The organism is Hartmannibacter diazotrophicus (assembly GCF_900231165.1).
GTDB lineage: Bacteria > Pseudomonadota > Alphaproteobacteria > Rhizobiales > Pleomorphomonadaceae > Hartmannibacter > Hartmannibacter diazotrophicus.
The window spans coordinates 4141190-4157495 of the sequence record NZ_LT960614.1 but is presented as its reverse complement, the minus strand read 5'-3'; the positions used below and the strand labels follow the sequence as shown (position 1 = coordinate 4157495).

General features: G+C 64.1%; 11 protein-coding genes. All 11 read left to right on the top strand.

Annotation, left to right across the window (positions count from 1 at the left end; genetic code table 11):
* The first annotated feature begins 250 nt into the window (after window positions 1-250).
* The 11 genes from HDIA_RS19360 (at window position 251) to HDIA_RS19310 (ending at window position 16302) form a co-directional block, all read left to right on the top strand.
* Window positions 251-2137: an ABC transporter ATP-binding protein gene (locus tag HDIA_RS19360; RefSeq protein ID WP_099557650.1), complete on the top strand. Its 1887-nt coding sequence runs from the start codon at window positions 251-253 to the stop codon at window positions 2135-2137.
* Entirely contained in the window at window positions 2134-4044 is a 1911-nt protein-coding gene (locus HDIA_RS19355) for an ABC transporter substrate-binding protein (RefSeq protein ID WP_245883981.1), read from the top strand. Before HDIA_RS19360 ends, HDIA_RS19355 begins: the two co-directional genes overlap by 4 nt.
* Window positions 4045-4046: 2 nt before the next feature.
* Window positions 4047-5045 carry an ABC transporter permease gene (locus HDIA_RS19350; protein ID WP_099557649.1) on the top strand — a complete coding sequence of 333 codons (999 nt, stop codon included), beginning with the start codon at window positions 4047-4049 and terminating at the stop codon, window positions 5043-5045.
* Window positions 5045-6220, top strand: coding sequence for an ABC transporter permease (locus HDIA_RS19345; protein WP_099557648.1), 1176 nt, complete (start codon window positions 5045-5047; stop codon window positions 6218-6220). The genes HDIA_RS19350 and HDIA_RS19345 overlap by 1 nt, the downstream gene beginning before the upstream one ends.
* A 325-nt stretch (window positions 6221-6545) precedes the next feature.
* Complete coding sequence (locus tag HDIA_RS19340) at window positions 6546-7751, top strand: glycosyltransferase family protein (RefSeq protein WP_099557647.1); 1206 nt, start codon at window positions 6546-6548, stop codon at window positions 7749-7751.
* A gap of 15 nt (window positions 7752-7766) precedes the next feature.
* Window positions 7767-9002 carry a glycosyltransferase family 4 protein gene (locus tag HDIA_RS19335; protein ID WP_099559026.1) on the top strand — a complete coding sequence of 412 codons (1236 nt, stop codon included), beginning with the start codon at window positions 7767-7769 and terminating at the stop codon, window positions 9000-9002.
* Window positions 8999-10201, top strand: coding sequence for a glycosyltransferase family protein (locus tag HDIA_RS19330; RefSeq protein ID WP_099557646.1), 1203 nt, complete (start codon window positions 8999-9001; stop codon window positions 10199-10201). Before HDIA_RS19335 ends, HDIA_RS19330 begins: the two co-directional genes overlap by 4 nt.
* 261 nt (window positions 10202-10462) lie before the next feature.
* On the top strand, window positions 10463-13177 hold the full coding sequence (locus tag HDIA_RS19325; protein WP_099557645.1) for an ABC transporter ATP-binding protein: 2715 nt from the start codon (window positions 10463-10465) through the stop codon (window positions 13175-13177).
* Between the two features lie 206 nt (window positions 13178-13383).
* The gene (locus HDIA_RS19320; protein ID WP_099557644.1) at window positions 13384-13872 is read left to right on the top strand and encodes a cyclic nucleotide-binding domain-containing protein; all 489 of its coding nucleotides are present in this window, start codon (window positions 13384-13386) and stop codon (window positions 13870-13872) included.
* 247 nt (window positions 13873-14119) lie between these two features.
* Window positions 14120-15283: a DUF3095 family protein gene (locus tag HDIA_RS19315; RefSeq protein ID WP_099557643.1), complete on the top strand. Its 1164-nt coding sequence runs from the start codon at window positions 14120-14122 to the stop codon at window positions 15281-15283.
* Between the two features lie 53 nt (window positions 15284-15336).
* A complete protein-coding gene (locus HDIA_RS19310) occupies window positions 15337-16302 on the top strand; it encodes a glycosyltransferase family 32 protein (protein WP_157775741.1) in 966 nt (321 codons plus the stop codon).
* The last annotated feature ends 4 nt before the right edge of the window (window positions 16303-16306 follow it).

The following is a 16306-nucleotide window of genomic DNA, read 5'->3' as shown; positions in this document are numbered from 1 at the left end:
CAGCATATTCATGCCTGCCAATCCTCTTCAGACGCTGACAGTAGCGCGATTGTCAACCTCCAGCATCCAGATATTCATTCGCGGGGCAAGCAAAAGATCTGGTCTTTGCCCTTGTCGTGTCCTTGTCACGGGAGCCGGTTAGTCCCCCGATAACAAAAGGTCCTGACATGGACAGGGTCAAACGGCTTCGTTAATCTCTTTTGGCGGGGCATCGACAAGCCGTCGAGCGTAGGGGTGGGGCCTCATCCGAATGGTACCTGATACGGATCTTCTGCGTATCGAAAATCTGCATATTTCGTTTTCGCTTTTCGGCGGGCGTCTTGATGCCGTCAGGGGTGCCAGCCTCAGGGTCCTGCCCGGCAAGGTGACGGCTCTCGTGGGTGAATCCGGCTCCGGCAAGTCCGTCATCAGCCAGGCGGCGATGGGCATTCTTCCGGCGGCGGGCCGGGCGACCGGCAAGATCCTCTTCGACGAGGGCTCCGGGCAACCGGTGGATATCGTCGGTCTTCCTCCGGATGGACCCAGAATCCGCGCCATTCGCGGCCGCCAGATCGGCAAGATCTTCCAGGAACCGATGACGTCGTTGTCGCCGCTGCACACGATCGGCGACCAGATCGGCGAGGTTCTGTCCATCCACGAGGGGGCTTCCCGGGCCGAGATGCGCGAGCGGACCGAGGACATGCTGGCGCAGGTCGGCTTCCCGAACCCCTCGCGCAATTTCGACATGTACCCCTTTGAACTGTCGGGCGGCATGCGCCAGCGCGCGATGATCGCGATGGCGCTGATCTGCCGACCCTCGCTCTTGATCGCCGACGAGCCGACGACGGCGCTCGACGTGACGATCCAGGCGCAGATCCTGTTGCTGCTCAAGGATCTTCAGCAGAAGCTCGGAATGGCGATGCTGCTGATCACCCACGATCTCGGCGTCGTCGCCAACCTCGCCGACGAGGTGACCGTGATCTACCACGGGCAGATCGTGGAGGCCGGGCCAGTCGACGACATCTTCCGCCGTCCCTCCCATCCCTATCTCAAGGCGCTGATGGCCGCGGTGCCGCATTTCGACATGAAGCAGGGCGAACGTCTCAAGCCGCTTCGCGAAATCAGCGTCAATGCAACGGATCTGCTGGGCAGCGCCTATGCGACGAAGTCCCGCGGGCCGGACGTTCTTCTTTCCGTCCGCGGCCTGAGCAAGTCGTTCTCCACGCGCAAGTCCGGTTTCATGCGCAAGTCCGAGGGCCACGTGGTCAAGGCCGTCGACAACGTGAACTTCGATGTCCGGCGCGGCGAGTGCCTGGGCCTCGTCGGCGAAAGCGGCTGTGGCAAGACGACGGTCAGCAAGATGCTGATGCGGGCGCTCAGCGCCGACGAGGGGAGCGTCACGTTCAACGGACGGGACGGCACGATCGATGTCCTGAACGCGCAAGGGAACGAGTTCCGGACCATGCGCACGAAGATGCAGATGGTGTTCCAGGATCCCGTCTCGTCGCTGTCGCCGCGCATGACGGTGCAGAGCATCCTTTGCGAACCGCTGGAAATTCACGAGCGCGGCGACAAGGCCTCGCAGCGGGAGATGGCGGCAAAGCTGATGGACATGATCGGTCTTGGCCGGGATGCCCTCAATCGCTATCCGCACAGCTTCTCGGGCGGCCAGCGCCAGCGGATCGGTATTGCCCGCGCACTCGCCCTTGGTCCCGAGCTGCTCATCTGCGACGAGCCGGTGTCCGCGCTCGATGTCTCCGTTCAGGCCCAAATTCTCAATCTTCTCAAGGATTTGCAGTCCGAGCTGGGGCTCACCTATCTCTTCATCTCGCACAATCTTGCGGTCGTCGACTACATGGCAGACCGGATCGCGGTCATGTGCGGCGGACGGATCGTCGAACTTGCCCCGCGCGAGGCGCTGATGCGCGCGCCGGTGCACCCCTATACCCGGACGCTGCTCGGCGCGGTGCCGTTTCCCGATCTCGACCGGCCGCTCGATTTCGCCAATCTCAAGCGTGGCGGCATCAGCGAAATGAAGACCTGGGGGAAGGCCTTCCGCCAGGACGAGGGCGAGGACGGTCTGGTGCCGCTCGACCTCGGCGACGGCCATCTCGTCCTGGCGCGCCGCAATGCCGACGCGCGGGAGTTGCGGCCATGACGTCGATGCGGCGGCGAACCTTCCTCGGACTGCTGGCTTCCAGCCTTGCGCCGTTGCAGGTGCGGGCGGAAGAGACGCTCGAACCCGGCTACCTCGGTTCGAAGCTCGCGGCGGGCGAATTGCCCCCTCTCGACGACCGCCTGCCCAACGTGCCGCGGCTCGTCAATCTTGGCGCGATGGGGCGCAAGCCCGGCCGCCATGGCGGAACGGTCCGCATGACCATCGGCGGCCAGAAGGACATCCGCCTGATGACGATCAACGGCTACACGCGTCTCGTCGGCTATGACGAGACGCTGCAGCTTCAGCCGGACGTGCTGCAAAGCTTCGAGCAGGTCGAGGATCGTGTCTTCACCTTCCGTCTCCGCGCCGGTCACCGGTGGTCGGACGGCCACCCGCTGACCGCCGAGGATTTCCGCTACTACTGGGAAGACGTGCTTCTCGACAAGGAGTTGAAGCCGGGCGGTCCGCCGCCGAGCATGATGTCCGGGGGCAAGCCGCCGGTGTTCGAGATTGTTGACGAGTTCACCGTCCGCTACAGCTGGGACACGCCCAACCCGGAGTTCCTGCCGCGGCTGGCGGCGCCGCAGCCGCTGCCGATCCTGCTGCCGTCGCATTACATGCGCCGTTTCCACCGGAAATATCAGGATGCGGTCCGTCTCGGGGCGCTCGTCCGCCAGGAGCGGGTCGAGGAGTGGACCGACCTTCATACGAAGATGTCGCGGACCTATCGTCCGGAGAATCCCGACCTGCCGACGCTCGACCCCTGGCGCAATACGATCGCCCCGCCGGCCGAACAGTTCGTCTTCGAGCGGAACCCGTTCTATCACCGGGTCGACGAGCACGGGCGGCAACTGCCCTATATCGACCGCTTCGTGCTGAACGTCAGTTCCTCGGCGATCATTTCGGCAAAGACCGGCGCGGGCGAAAGCGACCTTCAGGTCAACGGGCTGCAGTTCACCGACTACACGTTCCTGAAGGATGCCGAGAAGCGTTACCCGATCAAGGTCAGCCTCTGGAAGCAGATCCAGGGATCCCGCGTCGCGCTTCTGCCCAACCTCAACTGCTCCGACGAGGTCTGGCGCACGCTGTTCCAGGATGTGCGGATGCGGCGGGCGCTGTCGCTCGGCATCGACCGGCACGAGATCAACCTCGCGCTGTTCTTCGGACTTTGCCAGGAAAGCGCCGACACGATGCTGCCGGAAAGTCCGCTCTACAAGCCGGAATACCGGACGGCGTGGGCGACCTACGATCCGGATGAGGCGAACCGGTTGCTCGACGAGATCGGGCTGACCGAGCGCGACGAGGACGGCGTCCGGCTGCTGCCCGACGGGCGGCCGGCCCAGATCATCGTGGAGACGGCCGGCGAGAGCACGCTTGAGACCGACGTCCTCGAACTCGTGACCGATCACTGGCGGCAGATCGGCCTGTCGCTGTTCATCCGCACCTCGCAGCGCGACATCTTTCGCAAGCGCGCGATGGCCGGCTCAGTGATCATGTCGGTCTGGATGGGGCTCGACAACGCCGTCGCCACGCCGGACATGCCGCCCTACCAGCTTGCGCCCTCGTCGGACGACCAGATGCAGTGGCCGCAGTGGGGCATCAATTATCTCTCCATGGGCAAGCAGGGCTCGGCGCCCGACCTGCCGGAAGCCGAACGGCTGGTGCAGCTCCTGAATGACTGGACGCGCTCGGCCAGCACCGAGGAACGGCGCGCCATCTGGACGGAGATGCTCGGCATCTACAGCGACCAGGTCTTTTCGATCGGCATCGTCAACGGGTCGAGGCAGCCGATCGTGCGCTCGAAACGTCTGCGCAACGTGCCCGAAGAGGGGCTCTACGGGTTCGACCCGACCTGCTATCTCGGCATCTACATGCCCGACACCTTCTGGTTCGACGAGGACGCCTGACGATGCTGCGATACATCCTCTGGCGTCTCGTCGTCATGATCCCGACGCTGCTGCTCATTTCCGTGCTGGTCTTCACGATCATCGAATTGCCGCCGGGCGATTATTTCGAAAGCTATGTCTCCGAACTGCGCGCCATGGGCGAGAGCGCGGACCTTGCCGAGATCGAGCAGCTTCGCCATCGCTACGGCTTCGACGAGCCCGCGCCGATCCGCTACCTGCACTGGGTGGGCGGCATGCTGCACGGCGACTTCGGCTATTCCTTCGAATACCGGCTGCCGGTGAGCGAGGTGGTGGGCGACCGCCTCTGGCTGACCATTCTCGTTTCCACCGTGACCATCATCTTCACGTGGCTGATCGCCTTTCCCATCGGCATCTATTCGGCGACGCACCAGTACAGCTGGAGCGACTACGGCCTCACCCTCGTCGGCCTGATCGGGCTTGCGACACCGAACTTCATCCTCGCGCTGATCCTGATGTATTTCGCCAACATCTGGTTCGGCACGTCGGTCGGCCACCTGATGGACCCGCAGTATCTCGGCCAGCCTATGAGCTGGGACAAGGCGAAGTCCATCCTGGAGCACCTGTGGATCCCGGTCATCATCATCGGCACCGGGGGAACCGCTGGCATGATCCGGCGCCTGCGCGCCAACCTCCTCGACGAGCTTCAGAAGCAGTATGTGATGACGGCGCGGGCGAAGGGCATGCATCCCTTCCGCGCGCTGATGAAGTATCCCCTGCGCATGTCGCTCAATTTCTTCATTTCCGATATCGGGTCGATCCTGCCGTCGATCATTTCCGGCGCCGAAGTGACGGCCATCGTGCTGTCGCTGGAAACGACGGGCCCAATGCTGATCCGCTCGCTGCAAAGCCAAGACATGTATCTTGCCGGCTCCTTCCTGATGTTCCTCGCCTTCCTCACCGTGATCGGCGTGCTGGTCTCGGACATCGCGCTTGCGCTGCTCGATCCGCGCATCCGGCTTGAAGGCGGGAGGGTGAAGTGATGCAAGGTCCCTTGCCCGAACCCGGCGCGCCGCTCGCTCATTTCGTCTCCAAGGAGCCCTTCGACGTCATGTCGGTCGAGATGGCCGGCTCGAAGCTCTCCGGTCTCCAGCAGGCCTCGCAGCTCAGGCTGATCTTCTGGAAGTTCTGCCGGCACCGGCTGGCCGTTGCCTCGGGCATCTTCCTCCTCGCGCTCTACCTGATGATCGCCTTCGCGGAGTTCCTTGCCCCCTACAATCTGCACAGCCGGCACATGAACCACATCTACGCGCCGCCGCAGAGCGTGCATCTCTTCGACCAGGGGCGGTTCGTCGGGCCCTTCGTCTACGGGACGGAGATGGCGCTCGACATGGATACCCTGCGCCGCGTCTATGTTCCGCAGCCGGACCGGGTCGAGCCGATCCGCTTCTTCTGCGAAGGCGATGCCTATCGCTTCTGGGGCCTGTTCGAGGCGCGGCGTCACCTCGTCTGCCCGGCCAAGGGCGGAGAGTTCTTTCTTCTCGGAACCGACCGGCTCGGGCGCGATGTCCTCTCGCGCATCATCTACGGGGCCCGGATTTCCCTGACGATCGGCCTGATCGGCATCGTCGTCAGCTTCGTGCTCGGCATTGTCATCGGCGGCCTTGCCGGTTACCATGGCGGCCTCGTCGATCATGTCGTACAGCGTCTTATCGAGGTCCTTCAGTCGCTGCCGAGCATTCCCCTGTGGATGTCGCTGGCCGCGATCATGCCGGTGACCTGGAGCCCGATCTTTGTCTATTTCGGGATCACGATGATTTTGGGCCTCATTCACTGGACCGGCCTTGCCCGGGCCGTCCGGTCGAAGCTTCTGGCTCTTCGCGAGGAGGATTATGTCGTGGCAGCGCAGGTGATGGGGGCGGGCAGCGCGCGCATCATCGGGCGACATCTGGTTCCCGGTTTCATGTCCCACCTGATCGCGTCGGCGACCGTTGCGGTTCCCGGCATGATCCTCGGCGAGACGGCCCTCAGCTTCCTTGGACTTGGTCTGAGACCCCCGATCACGAGTTGGGGCATTCTCCTGACAGAGGCACGTGACGTCAGCGTCATCGTGTTTTACCCTTGGTTGCTGCTGCCGGTGGTGCCGGTCATTCTGGTGATCCTGGCGTTCAATTTCCTGGGGGACGGGTTGCGCGACGCGGCCGATCCCTATCGATGATCCCATGGAGGCGGTGTTGAACGTTCGGCAAGGCGGTGCCGAGAACAGCACCCCCAGTCAGAGGAGGCAGGCGATGGTTTCGCACAGGAAAGCAGATCCGCAGCATCCTGCCGGTATTCCCATACGTCCGCCGATCCGTGTCGGCCTTCGCGGCTGACCTTCCCATCCGCTTTACCCCGGTATCGGCGTTGCGAGATTCGCCGCCATTCGGGGATCCAAATTCGTGGCCGATCGACCAAGAACGCGCTTCTTCCGTCGGCAAGGTGACCGGGCTTTGTGCCATCTGGTGGCTGCGCCCGCAGCATCCAAGGGAATTCGAGAACTCATGAGCCGTTTCGAAGACGCCCGCATTCTGATGTACAGCCACGACACGTTCGGGCTGGGACATCTGCGCCGTTGCCGTACGATCGCCCATGCCCTCGTGGAGGAGCATCGGGGGCTCAGCGTGCTGATCATCTCCGGGTCGACCATCGCGGGGGCGTTCGACTACCGGACCCGGGTGGATTTCATCAAGATTCCGAGCGTGATCAAGCTGCGCAGCGGCGAATACACGTCCATGGAGAGCCATATCGATCTCCAGGAAACGCTGAAGATGCGCCAGTCGATCATCCGCCACACGGCGGAAAGCTTCCAGCCGGACATCTTCATCGTCGACAAGGAGCCGATGGGTCTGCGCGGCGAGGTGGAAGAAACGCTGACCTACCTCAAGACCCGCGGCACGACACTGGTCCTCGGCCTGCGCGACGTCATGGACGCGCCGCATCTGCTGGAGGCGGAGTGGCAGCGCAACGACGTCCTGCGCAAGATCGGGCAGTTCTACGACCGGATCTGGGTCTATGGTCCGCCGGAATTCTACGATCCGCTGCAGGGGCTCGACGTTCCGGCGTCGATGCGGGCGAAGATGGATTTCGTCGGCTTCCTGCAGCGCAGTGTGACGCCCGATCCCTCGCGCGAGAGCCGGAAGGCGGGGGACTATATCCTCGTGACGACCGGCGGCGGCGGCGACGGCGCCGATCTCATCCACGATGTCGTTCACGCCTACAAGCACGACCCCTCGCTCACCCACAAGGCGCTCGTCGTGCTGGGCCCCTATATGCCGACGGATCAACGGCGCAAGCTTTTGCGCAAGAGCGCGAAGATCCCCTATATCGAGGTGATCGAGTTCGACAACCGCATGGAGGAACTCATCGCGGGGGCGACCTCCGTCGTCTCGATGGGTGGCTACAACACCTATTGCGAGATTCTCTCCTTCGACAAGCCGGCCCTGATCGTGCCGCGCGTCAATCCGCGCGAGGAGCAGCTGATCCGCGCGAGACGCGCCAGCGAACTCGGTCTCGTGGAGATGCTGGAGCCGGAAGAGGCGAGGGACCCGGCCCGCATGGCGGCCGCGCTCAAGAACCTGCCGAAGCGACCGGCGCCCTCGCAGAGCAAGCAGTCCTTGCGGTTGGAGGGACTTCCCCATATCTCACGGATCGTCGGTGACATTCTCGATGTGAAGAGGGGAAGTCATCTCTCTCTGGTGAAACTGTGAGGCGTGGCCTTTTCCATGCGCAAGATTGCGGTCGTGCTGAAGGGCTATCCCCGCCTTTCCGAAACATTCATCGCCCAGGAGCTTCTGGGGCTGGAGAAGGCGGGGTTCGATCTCTCGATCATCTCGATGCGGCGGCCGACGGACAAGAAGCGCCATCCCGTCCATGACGAAATCCGCGCGCCGGTCACCTACCTGCCCGAATATCTCTATCAGGAGCCGCTGCGTGTCCTGAAGGCGCTCTGGACGTCGAAGGGCAAACCGGGGTTCGGCCAGGCCTTCCGGACCTTCCTCAAGGATCTCCTGCGCGATCCGACCCCGAACCGGGTGCGCCGTTTCGGGCAGGCTGCGGTTCTGTGCGCCGAATGGCCGGAGGGGGCGGACTGGATCCACGCCCATTTCATCCATACGCCGGCCTCCGTCGCCGCCTATGCGAGCCTGATCTCAGGCATCCCGTGGTCCTGTTCGGCGCATGCCAAGGATATCTGGACGTCGCCGGACTGGGACCTTGCGGGCAAGCTGGCGGCATCGCGCTGGACGGTGACCTGCAATCTTTCCGGTTTCGACCGCCTCAAGGGTCTTACCGCCGGCAGGGGCGGCGTCCACCTCAGCTACCACGGCCTCGACCTTGCCCGCTTCGCGCCCTTTGACGGCCTGCGCTCGGGTGGGGACGGTTCGTCGGCCGAGCGGCCGGTGACGATCCTCAGCGTCGGCCGGGCGGTGGAGAAAAAGGGCTACGACGTCCTCCTGAAGGCGCTGGCGCAGCTTCCGGCGGAGCTGCACTGGCGCTTCATCCATATCGGCGGCGGCGCCAAGCTCTCGGACCTGAAGCGGCTCACCCTCTCGCTCGGGATTAGCGACCGCGTGACCTTCGAGGGGGCGCTCGACCAGCAGGATGTGCTCGCCCGCTACCGTAGTTCCGACATCTTCGCGCTTGCCTGCCGGGTGACGGCGGACGGCGACCGGGACGGGCTTCCCAATGTGCTCGTCGAGGCCTCGAGCCAGGGGCTTGTCTGCGTGTCCACCGATGTCTCCGGCGTGCCGGAACTTCTGAGCGACGGCGAGAACGGCTTCATCGTTCCGCCCGAGGATCCGGCGGCGTTTTCGGCAGCACTCGAACGGCTGATCCGCGATCCGGCGCTGCGCTTGCGGCTCGGAGCGGCGGCCGAGCAGCGCGTTCGGGCGGACTTCGACCACCACACGAGCATCCGGCAATTGCGGGCGCTGTTCGAGGATGGCTGGAAGGCCGCATGAGCACGGAAGACACGAGGGCAGGGGCAAGGGGAGGCGCGCCGCGCGTCCTCTTCTACGTCCAGCATCTTCTCGGCATCGGCCATCTTGCGCGCGCGAGCCGGATCGCCGGCGCGCTCGTCGACGACGGCTTCGATGTCACCATGGTGACCGGCGGCGCGCCCGTTCCCGGATTTCCCGGCCCGGGCGTGAGACACTTGGCGCTGCCGGCGATTCTTGCAGGTGACAGCGGCTTTTCCGGCATCACCGACGAGAACCGCAATCCGGTCGACGATGCCTTCAAGGCACGGCGCCGCGACCTTCTGCTGGCGGCTTACCGGGATATTCGGCCGGATGCCGTCGTCATCGAAGCCTTTCCCTTCGGGCGGCGACAGGTGCGTTTCGAACTGCTGCCGCTGCTGGAGGCGATTGCGGCCGAGCCGAAACGGCCGCTCGTGCTCACGTCCCTGCGCGACATTCTTCAGGAACGCGCCAAGCCCGGCCGTGACGAGGAGAGCGTCGATCTCGTCGAGCGCCATTTCGACCGGGTGCTGGTTCACGGCGATCCGGCCTTCGTGCGCCTCGACGACACCTTTCCGCTGGCTGGCCGGATCGCGGAGCGGGTCGTCTACACCGGTCTTGTCGCGCCGCCTCTGCCGGAGTTGCCGGAGGAGCGCTACGATGTCGTCGTCTCGGCAGGCGGCGGCGCCGTCGGTGCGAGCCTCGTCCGCGCTGCGCGGGACGCGGCGGTCGCGCTCGATCCGGCACTGCGCTGGTGCCTGATCGCGGGGCCGAATCTGCCCGAGGCCGAGTTCGCCGCCCTTGTCGCCGACACGCCGGACAATGTCGTTGCTGTCCGCTTCCGCAAGGATTTCCCGAGCCTCGTTCGGGGCGCGCGGCTTTCCGTGTCCCAGGCCGGCTACAACACGGTCTGCGATCTCTTGCGGGCCGACTGTCCCGCGCTGCTTGTCCCCTTCGCCGCGGGCGGCGAGACGGAGCAGACAGCCCGTGCCGAGCGCCTGGAGCGTCTTGGGCTGGCAAGAGTGATCACCGAGGAGGCACTGACGGCACAGACGCTTGCCGAGGCGGTCGGGGCAATGCTTTCCGCACCAACCCGGCAGCCGATCGGCCTCGATCTTGACGGTGCGCGCCGGACGGCCGCCATCCTGCGCGACCTGCTGCAGGACGAGGGCGACCGGCAGGGGCTCGTGCCCGGGCATTGACAGGAGCGCTTTGACGGGAGCAAGGCCGATCGTCGAGAGAAACCAGTCCGACTTTGAGTGTCTTTCGCCTGATTTTCCGTCCTCGTCCGAGCCCGCATGGTATAGATTACCGCTGTTTGCAGGGTGGGGGGACAGTTACACATGATTCAGCGCATTCGCCGCTCTAAGCTTGCCTTCATCAGGATTTGAACAGACCCTCGCCCTCTGCGAGTGCCATCCTCCTGATGGCATCCATTGCCGGTCCAAAACGAAGAAAGTACCATGGAACAAGGCCTGGCTCGATATATCTGGACCCATACGCGCAAGCAGCAGCTGTGGATTCTGCTGGTCGTCGCCATGTCGATGATCCCCTATTTCATGTCTTTCGATCTGCCCAAGCAGATCGTCAACGGACCGATTCAGGGGGACGGGTTCGATACGCCGGACGCGACGCAGCTCTTCATGCGCATCGAGGTCGACTGGCCAATCATCGGAAAGGCTCTCCTCTTCCCCGGCGTCGAACTGACCCGGCTCCAGATGCTGCTCGCCCTCAGCATGGTGTTCCTGCTGCTCGTCGTCGTGAACGGCCTCTTCAAGCTCTACATCAACACCTACAAGGGGCGCCTCGGCGAGCGCCTGCTGCGGCGTATCCGCTATGAGCTGATCGACCGGGTGCTGCGATTCCCGCCGGCTCACTTCAAGCGTCTGAAGGGCGCTGAAGTCGCCAGCATGATCAAGGACGAGGTCGAGCCGCTCGGCGGCTTCACGGGGGATGCCTTCGTGTCTCCGGCCCTCCTCGGCGGGCAGGCCTTGACGGCGCTCTTCTTCATCATCGTGCAGAACGTCTGGCTCGGCCTGATCGCCGGATTCATCGTCGTCATCCAGGCGACGTTCATTCCGCGCATGCGCCGCCGGCTGCTCATTCTCGGCCGCGAGCGGCAGCTCTCGGCGCGCCAGCTTGCCGGACGTGTCGGCGAGATTATCGAGGGCGTTGGGACGATCCATGCCTATGACACGTCGAATTACGAACGCGCCGACATCGTCTCGCGTCTCGGGCGGATCTTCAAGATCCGGTACGACCTCTATCAGTGGAAGTTCTTCGTCAAGTTCCTCAACAACTTCCTCGCGTCCGTGACGCCGTTCCTCTTCTACAGCATCGGCGGCTACCTTGCCCTGCAGGGACGGCTGGACATTGGCCAGCTCGTGGCCGTCATCGGCGCCTACAAGGACTTGCCCGGCCCGTTGAAGGACCTGATCGACTGGGACCAGGCCCGCCAGGACGTGCAGATCAAATACGCCCAGGTGGTGGAGCAGTTCAAAGTCGACCAGCTGATCGAGCCGGAAATTCAGGCCGTCGAGAAAAGCGATCCGGGGCCGATCATGGGCGCGCTTTCGATCGCCAATGTCTCCCTGTCGGACGACAGCGGATCGCAGCTGCTGGAGCATGTCACGCTTCAGATCAAGCCGGGCGAAGTCTGTGCCTTCGTGGGGTCGACGGCGGCGGGCGGCGATGCGCTGGCCGAAGCGCTTGGCCGCCTGATCTGGCCCGACAGCGGCCGGATCCTGGTCGGCGGCAAGGACCTTCTGGAACTGCAGGAGGCGGTGGCCGGACGGCGCATCACCTATGTCGCCGCCGATGCCTATTTCTTCTTCGGCAGCCTGCGCGACAACCTGCTCTATGGCCTGAAGCATGCCCCGTTGCGCGAACCGGTTCTCGATCGCGATCAGGAGCAGGCGCGCATCTGGGCGATCGAGGAAGCCCGCTCGGCGGGCAATCCGGACTTCGATCTGGAATCGGACTGGATCGACTATGCGTCGGCCGGCGCCAGCGGTCCCGACGACATTTCCGGGCGCATCATGGCCGTTCTCGAGGCGGTGTGCCTGATGGACGACATCCGCGATCTCGCGCTGCGGTCGACCATCCTTCCCATGAGCCATCCCGATCTGGTGGAGGGCGTTGTCGAGTTGCGCCAGAAGCTGCGCGACCTTCTCGACGAGAAGGGGCTGAGCCATCTGGTCATTTTCTTCCAGCCCGATGCCTACAACTCGGAAATGACCGTCGGCGAAAACCTCCTGTTCGGCAGCGCGACCGATGCCGAGGTCATGCAGCGGGCGATGGGTGAGGGGGGCTATTTCCGCCAGATCGTCATGCGGAACGGCCTGCACAAGGTGCTCTTTTCCATGGGCCGCGAGATTGCCGAGAACGCGCTGGAGCTTTTCTCGGGCCTGGAGCCCGACCACCCGTTCTTCCAGCAGCTCACGCTGATGTCGCCGGAGAGCCTTCCCGAATATCAGGCTCTCCTGCAGCGGATCGCCGGCAAGGACTACGACGAGGTCAACGACGCCGACCGGTCGACGCTCATCCGTCTCAGCTTCGCCTATGTCGAGCCGCGCCATCGTTTCGGTCTTCTGACCGACGACCTGATGGCCAGGATCGTGGACGTGCGCCAGCAATTCCACGCCGACCTGCCGGAAGACATGAGAGGCGCCTTCGATCTTTATGCGCCCGACAAGTACATGAGCTCCGCCACTCTCATGGACAACATCCTGTTCGGGCGGATCAGCCACCGTCATGCGGATGCCGCGCAGAAGGTGCAGTCTGTCGTGCGCCACCTTCTCGATGCGCAAGGGCTTCAGGCACAGGTGCTGGAAGTCGGGCTCGACTTCAATCTCGGCACGGCGGGACGCAGGTTGACGCAGGTTCAGCGCCTGAAGCTCAATCTTGCCCGAGCCCTTCTGCGAGAGTCGGATTTCTATATCCTCAATCGCGCATTCGCCGGGGTCGATCAGCGCCTGCAGGAGCAGATCGTGAGGAATGTGATCGCCCACGTGCACGGCATCCGGAAGGATGCGGCGATTATCTGGGTTTTGACCAATTCCTCGCTTGCAGGACTTTTCGATCGTGTGATTGTCTTTGACCGGGGCCATCTGGTCGGAGAGGGGACCGAGAGCGAACTCGCCGAGGAGAACCCGGCGTTCAAGGTTCTGGTGAACTAGGACTTGCCGAAATCAGGGGCCATGCGCTCCGGTCTCGGCATGGTCGGCCTGCCCGGACGGGGCTGTCTGGTCCGGACGATTTGGCCGGCTAACCGATCAGGCGTAAGGTGGGGCGTGTGCCCCGCGCTCAAGGCGGCAGTGAATGAAGGGCGAGCATCCGGACGGCTGGAGTTTCGCGTATCAGATCCAGAGGGCAGACTGAGACGATGCTTCTTAAGGATGAAGTCAAAATCTTGCGGCGGCTGCCGCTTTTCGCCGGTGTGGAGCCGACGAAGCTGAAGCTGCTCGCGTTCACGTCCGATCGGCTGCGCTATGCTCCCGGAGGCGTTCTGTTCCGGCAGGGCGACATGGGGGACGCGGCCTATGTCATCCTGTCCGGGATCGCGGAGGTGCTGATCGAAAGCCCCGCGGGGCCGATCAAGGTCGCCGAAGTCCGCGAGGATGCGATCGTCGGGGAGATCGCCATTCTGTGCGACGTGGCGCGCACGGCGACGGTCCGGGCCATGACCGATCTCGATGCCCTCAGGATCAACAAGGAACATTTCCTCAACCTGATGAAGGACTATCCCGAAATCACGATCGAGGTGATCCGGGAGCTGGCCAATCGCCTGAGCGTCACGTCCATGGAACTGAGCGAGGAGCGCGCGAAGGCCCGCAGGCATCAGGAGGAGATGCTGGTCGGTAAGGACGACTGATCGATCCCGCGCCAGCCTGCCGTCCGAACCATCCCGGGGCGCTCGTCCTCGACACATCCTCGTCACTTCTTTGGCAACGTTGCTGTCCCTCACTGGATCGATCCGATTTCCTGTCTATCTTGATCGCGGATCAGGGGCTTTCGCATTCGAATGGCGTGTGCGATTCGCCTTGCCGATCCTTATCGACGCATGCGTTTCTTCCGAAGGCGAATCCTGCTTTCGGGCGACGACTTTCAGGGCTTGACCAATGGAACCGGACAATCGCGACACCTCGTTCTTTGCCGCGATCCCGAGCGTGGCCAATCCGGCCTCGACCTTCGACCTGTCGCGCTTTCGGTCCGCGCCGGACGACTGGCTGATGGTTCAGACCGATGTGCGAGACTCCACGTCCGCCACGGCAGGGGGCATGCAGCGGACGATCAATTTCATCGCCGTTGCGACCATCGCCGCGTTGCGCAATCTCCACGACCGGATCACCCTGCCGTTCCAGTTCGGCGGCGACGGCGTCACCGTCCTCATTCCCGACGATCGCCGCGAGGCGGCAATGGCCCTGCTCGCGCGGTTGCGGGGGCTGGCGCGCCGGGAGTTCCAGCTGGAGCTGAGGGTCGGCATCCTGCCGGTCTCACGTCTTCGCCAGCATGGCGTTGACGTTTCGATTGCCCGCTACGAGCCGACGCCGGGCAACAATTTCGCCGTCTTCCGGGGTGATGGCGCCGAATTGATGGAGGCCGCGCTGAAGGGCAGGGCGGCGCCGGACCTTGGCGCGGCAATGCAGATCGACGAAAGCCTGGACGATGGCGAGGCGATCGACCTCACCGGTCTGTCCTGTCGCTGGGATCCGCTGCACTCGACGCGCGGGAAGATCGTCTCTCTGCTCGTCCGATCGAAGGACGATCTCGGTGCGGCCTATGCCGACGTCTTGAGGATCACGGGCCGGGACGGGGACCCGCGCGCGGTCCAGCGGGCCAATCTGAAGCCGCACTGGCCGCCACGGGCTCTTCTCGTCGAGGCGCGGACGACGCGCGGACGTCTGCCTGTGGCGGTCAAAGCTCTGGAAATCATGGCGATTTCACTTTTCACGTTGCTGCTGATCCGGTGGAACATCACTGTCGGCGGCTTCAAGCCCTCCGCCTATCTCGACGACACGGTGACGAACACCGACTTCTGCAGCCATGACGACACCTTCGGCCTCGTGCTCGACTGCTCGCCCCAGACGATCGACGAATTGCGGACGATGCTGGAGCGGCGCCGGGCGGCCGGCGAACTGGCCTATGGTCTCCACACCTCGGAGACGGCTCTCATCACCTGCCTCGTCTCGTCGGTGACGACGGGACTGCATGTTCACTTTGTCGACGGCGGCGACGGCGGGTATACGTCGGCTTCGCGGGGGCTGAAGGCCATTGCGGCCTGATCGACCGGCAAAGGCCGGTCCGCCGATGGCGATGGCCCGGAACAAGGACGAGCATGACGGACCGAGGGGACCTTCGATCGCAGCTCAAACAGGCGATCGCGTTGATCGAGACGGGCCGGATTCGAGAGGCCGAAGACTGCCTGGAGGCGATTGCCGGCAAACCCGATGATGGTTCCCTCGGCCCGATGACAGCGCTCGGCATGCCCCGCAAGCTGCATGCGGCCCGCCTGAAGCTGGCCAAGCGGGCGGAAGGGCGTCATCTCGACCGCGTCGGCCTGCAGGCGACCCTCGTACCGGATCCTGCGATCCTTGCGCCGCATGGGCATTTTTCGGTGGAGGAGCGGCAGCGCGCCGCCGCGGCCGCCAGAGAGCCCGTGCCTCGCGTCCTGCACCAGATCTGGATCGGCGATGCCCCGCCGCCGCCGTCCACCGATGCCTGGGCCCGGCACGCCCGGCGTCACGGCTACGACTACCGGCTTTGGCGCGAAGACGATCTTGCCTCCATCGGTGCCTCGGAGCATCCGATCTTCCAGCAAAGGCTCGCCGAAGGAGACTTTCCCGGCGCCGTCGATGTTGCCCGCTATCTGGTGCTGGAGACGGAAGGGGGGATCTATCTCGACTGCGACTGGTACCCGGCAAGCGACCGCTTCAGCTTTCACGATCTGATGCCGCTCATCGGTCTCGTGGCGCTTTCGGAAGACATTCCGCGCCTGACCCACGCGGGCAGCCTGCTTCTGGCCAATTCCTTCATCGCAGTGCCCCCGGCGCACCCGGCGATGACAAAACTTCTCGGCGTGCTGGAGACGGTCGACGAGGCCCTGAAAGGCGCGCCGGCCTGGTGGTCGACGGGTCCGCTGATTTTCACGGTGGTCTGCCGCGCCGGTCCTGTGACGCTGGCAAGCCCCGATCTCGTGGCCGGTTCCGTTGCCCGAAAGACGTCGCTTTCGGAGGTCGAGGCGTGGTGCGAACGCCTGCCGCCGGACGGCGCCGGGCTGCTTCTCGCCTGGAAATCCTGGTAGGGAC

Bases quoted from the DNA above. Each gene is read 5' to 3' on its own strand.
- HDIA_RS19360 (WP_099557650.1), top strand. From the start codon at position 251: ATGGTACCTGATACGGATCTTCTGCGTATCGAAAATCTGCATATTTCG.
- HDIA_RS19355 (WP_245883981.1), top strand. From the start codon at position 2,134: ATGACGTCGATGCGGCGGCGAACCTTCCTCGGACTGCTGGCTTCCAGC.
- HDIA_RS19350 (WP_099557649.1), top strand. From the start codon at position 4,047: ATGCTGCGATACATCCTCTGGCGTCTCGTCGTCATGATCCCGACGCTG.
- HDIA_RS19345 (WP_099557648.1), top strand. From the start codon at position 5,045: ATGCAAGGTCCCTTGCCCGAACCCGGCGCGCCGCTCGCTCATTTCGTC.
- HDIA_RS19340 (WP_099557647.1), top strand. From the start codon at position 6,546: ATGAGCCGTTTCGAAGACGCCCGCATTCTGATGTACAGCCACGACACG.
- HDIA_RS19335 (WP_099559026.1), top strand. From the start codon at position 7,767: ATGCGCAAGATTGCGGTCGTGCTGAAGGGCTATCCCCGCCTTTCCGAA.
- HDIA_RS19330 (WP_099557646.1), top strand. From the start codon at position 8,999: ATGAGCACGGAAGACACGAGGGCAGGGGCAAGGGGAGGCGCGCCGCGC.
- HDIA_RS19325 (WP_099557645.1), top strand. From the start codon at position 10,463: ATGGAACAAGGCCTGGCTCGATATATCTGGACCCATACGCGCAAGCAG.
- HDIA_RS19320 (WP_099557644.1), top strand. From the start codon at position 13,384: ATGCTTCTTAAGGATGAAGTCAAAATCTTGCGGCGGCTGCCGCTTTTC.
- HDIA_RS19315 (WP_099557643.1), top strand. From the start codon at position 14,120: ATGGAACCGGACAATCGCGACACCTCGTTCTTTGCCGCGATCCCGAGC.
- HDIA_RS19310 (WP_157775741.1), top strand. From the start codon at position 15,337: ATGACGGACCGAGGGGACCTTCGATCGCAGCTCAAACAGGCGATCGCG.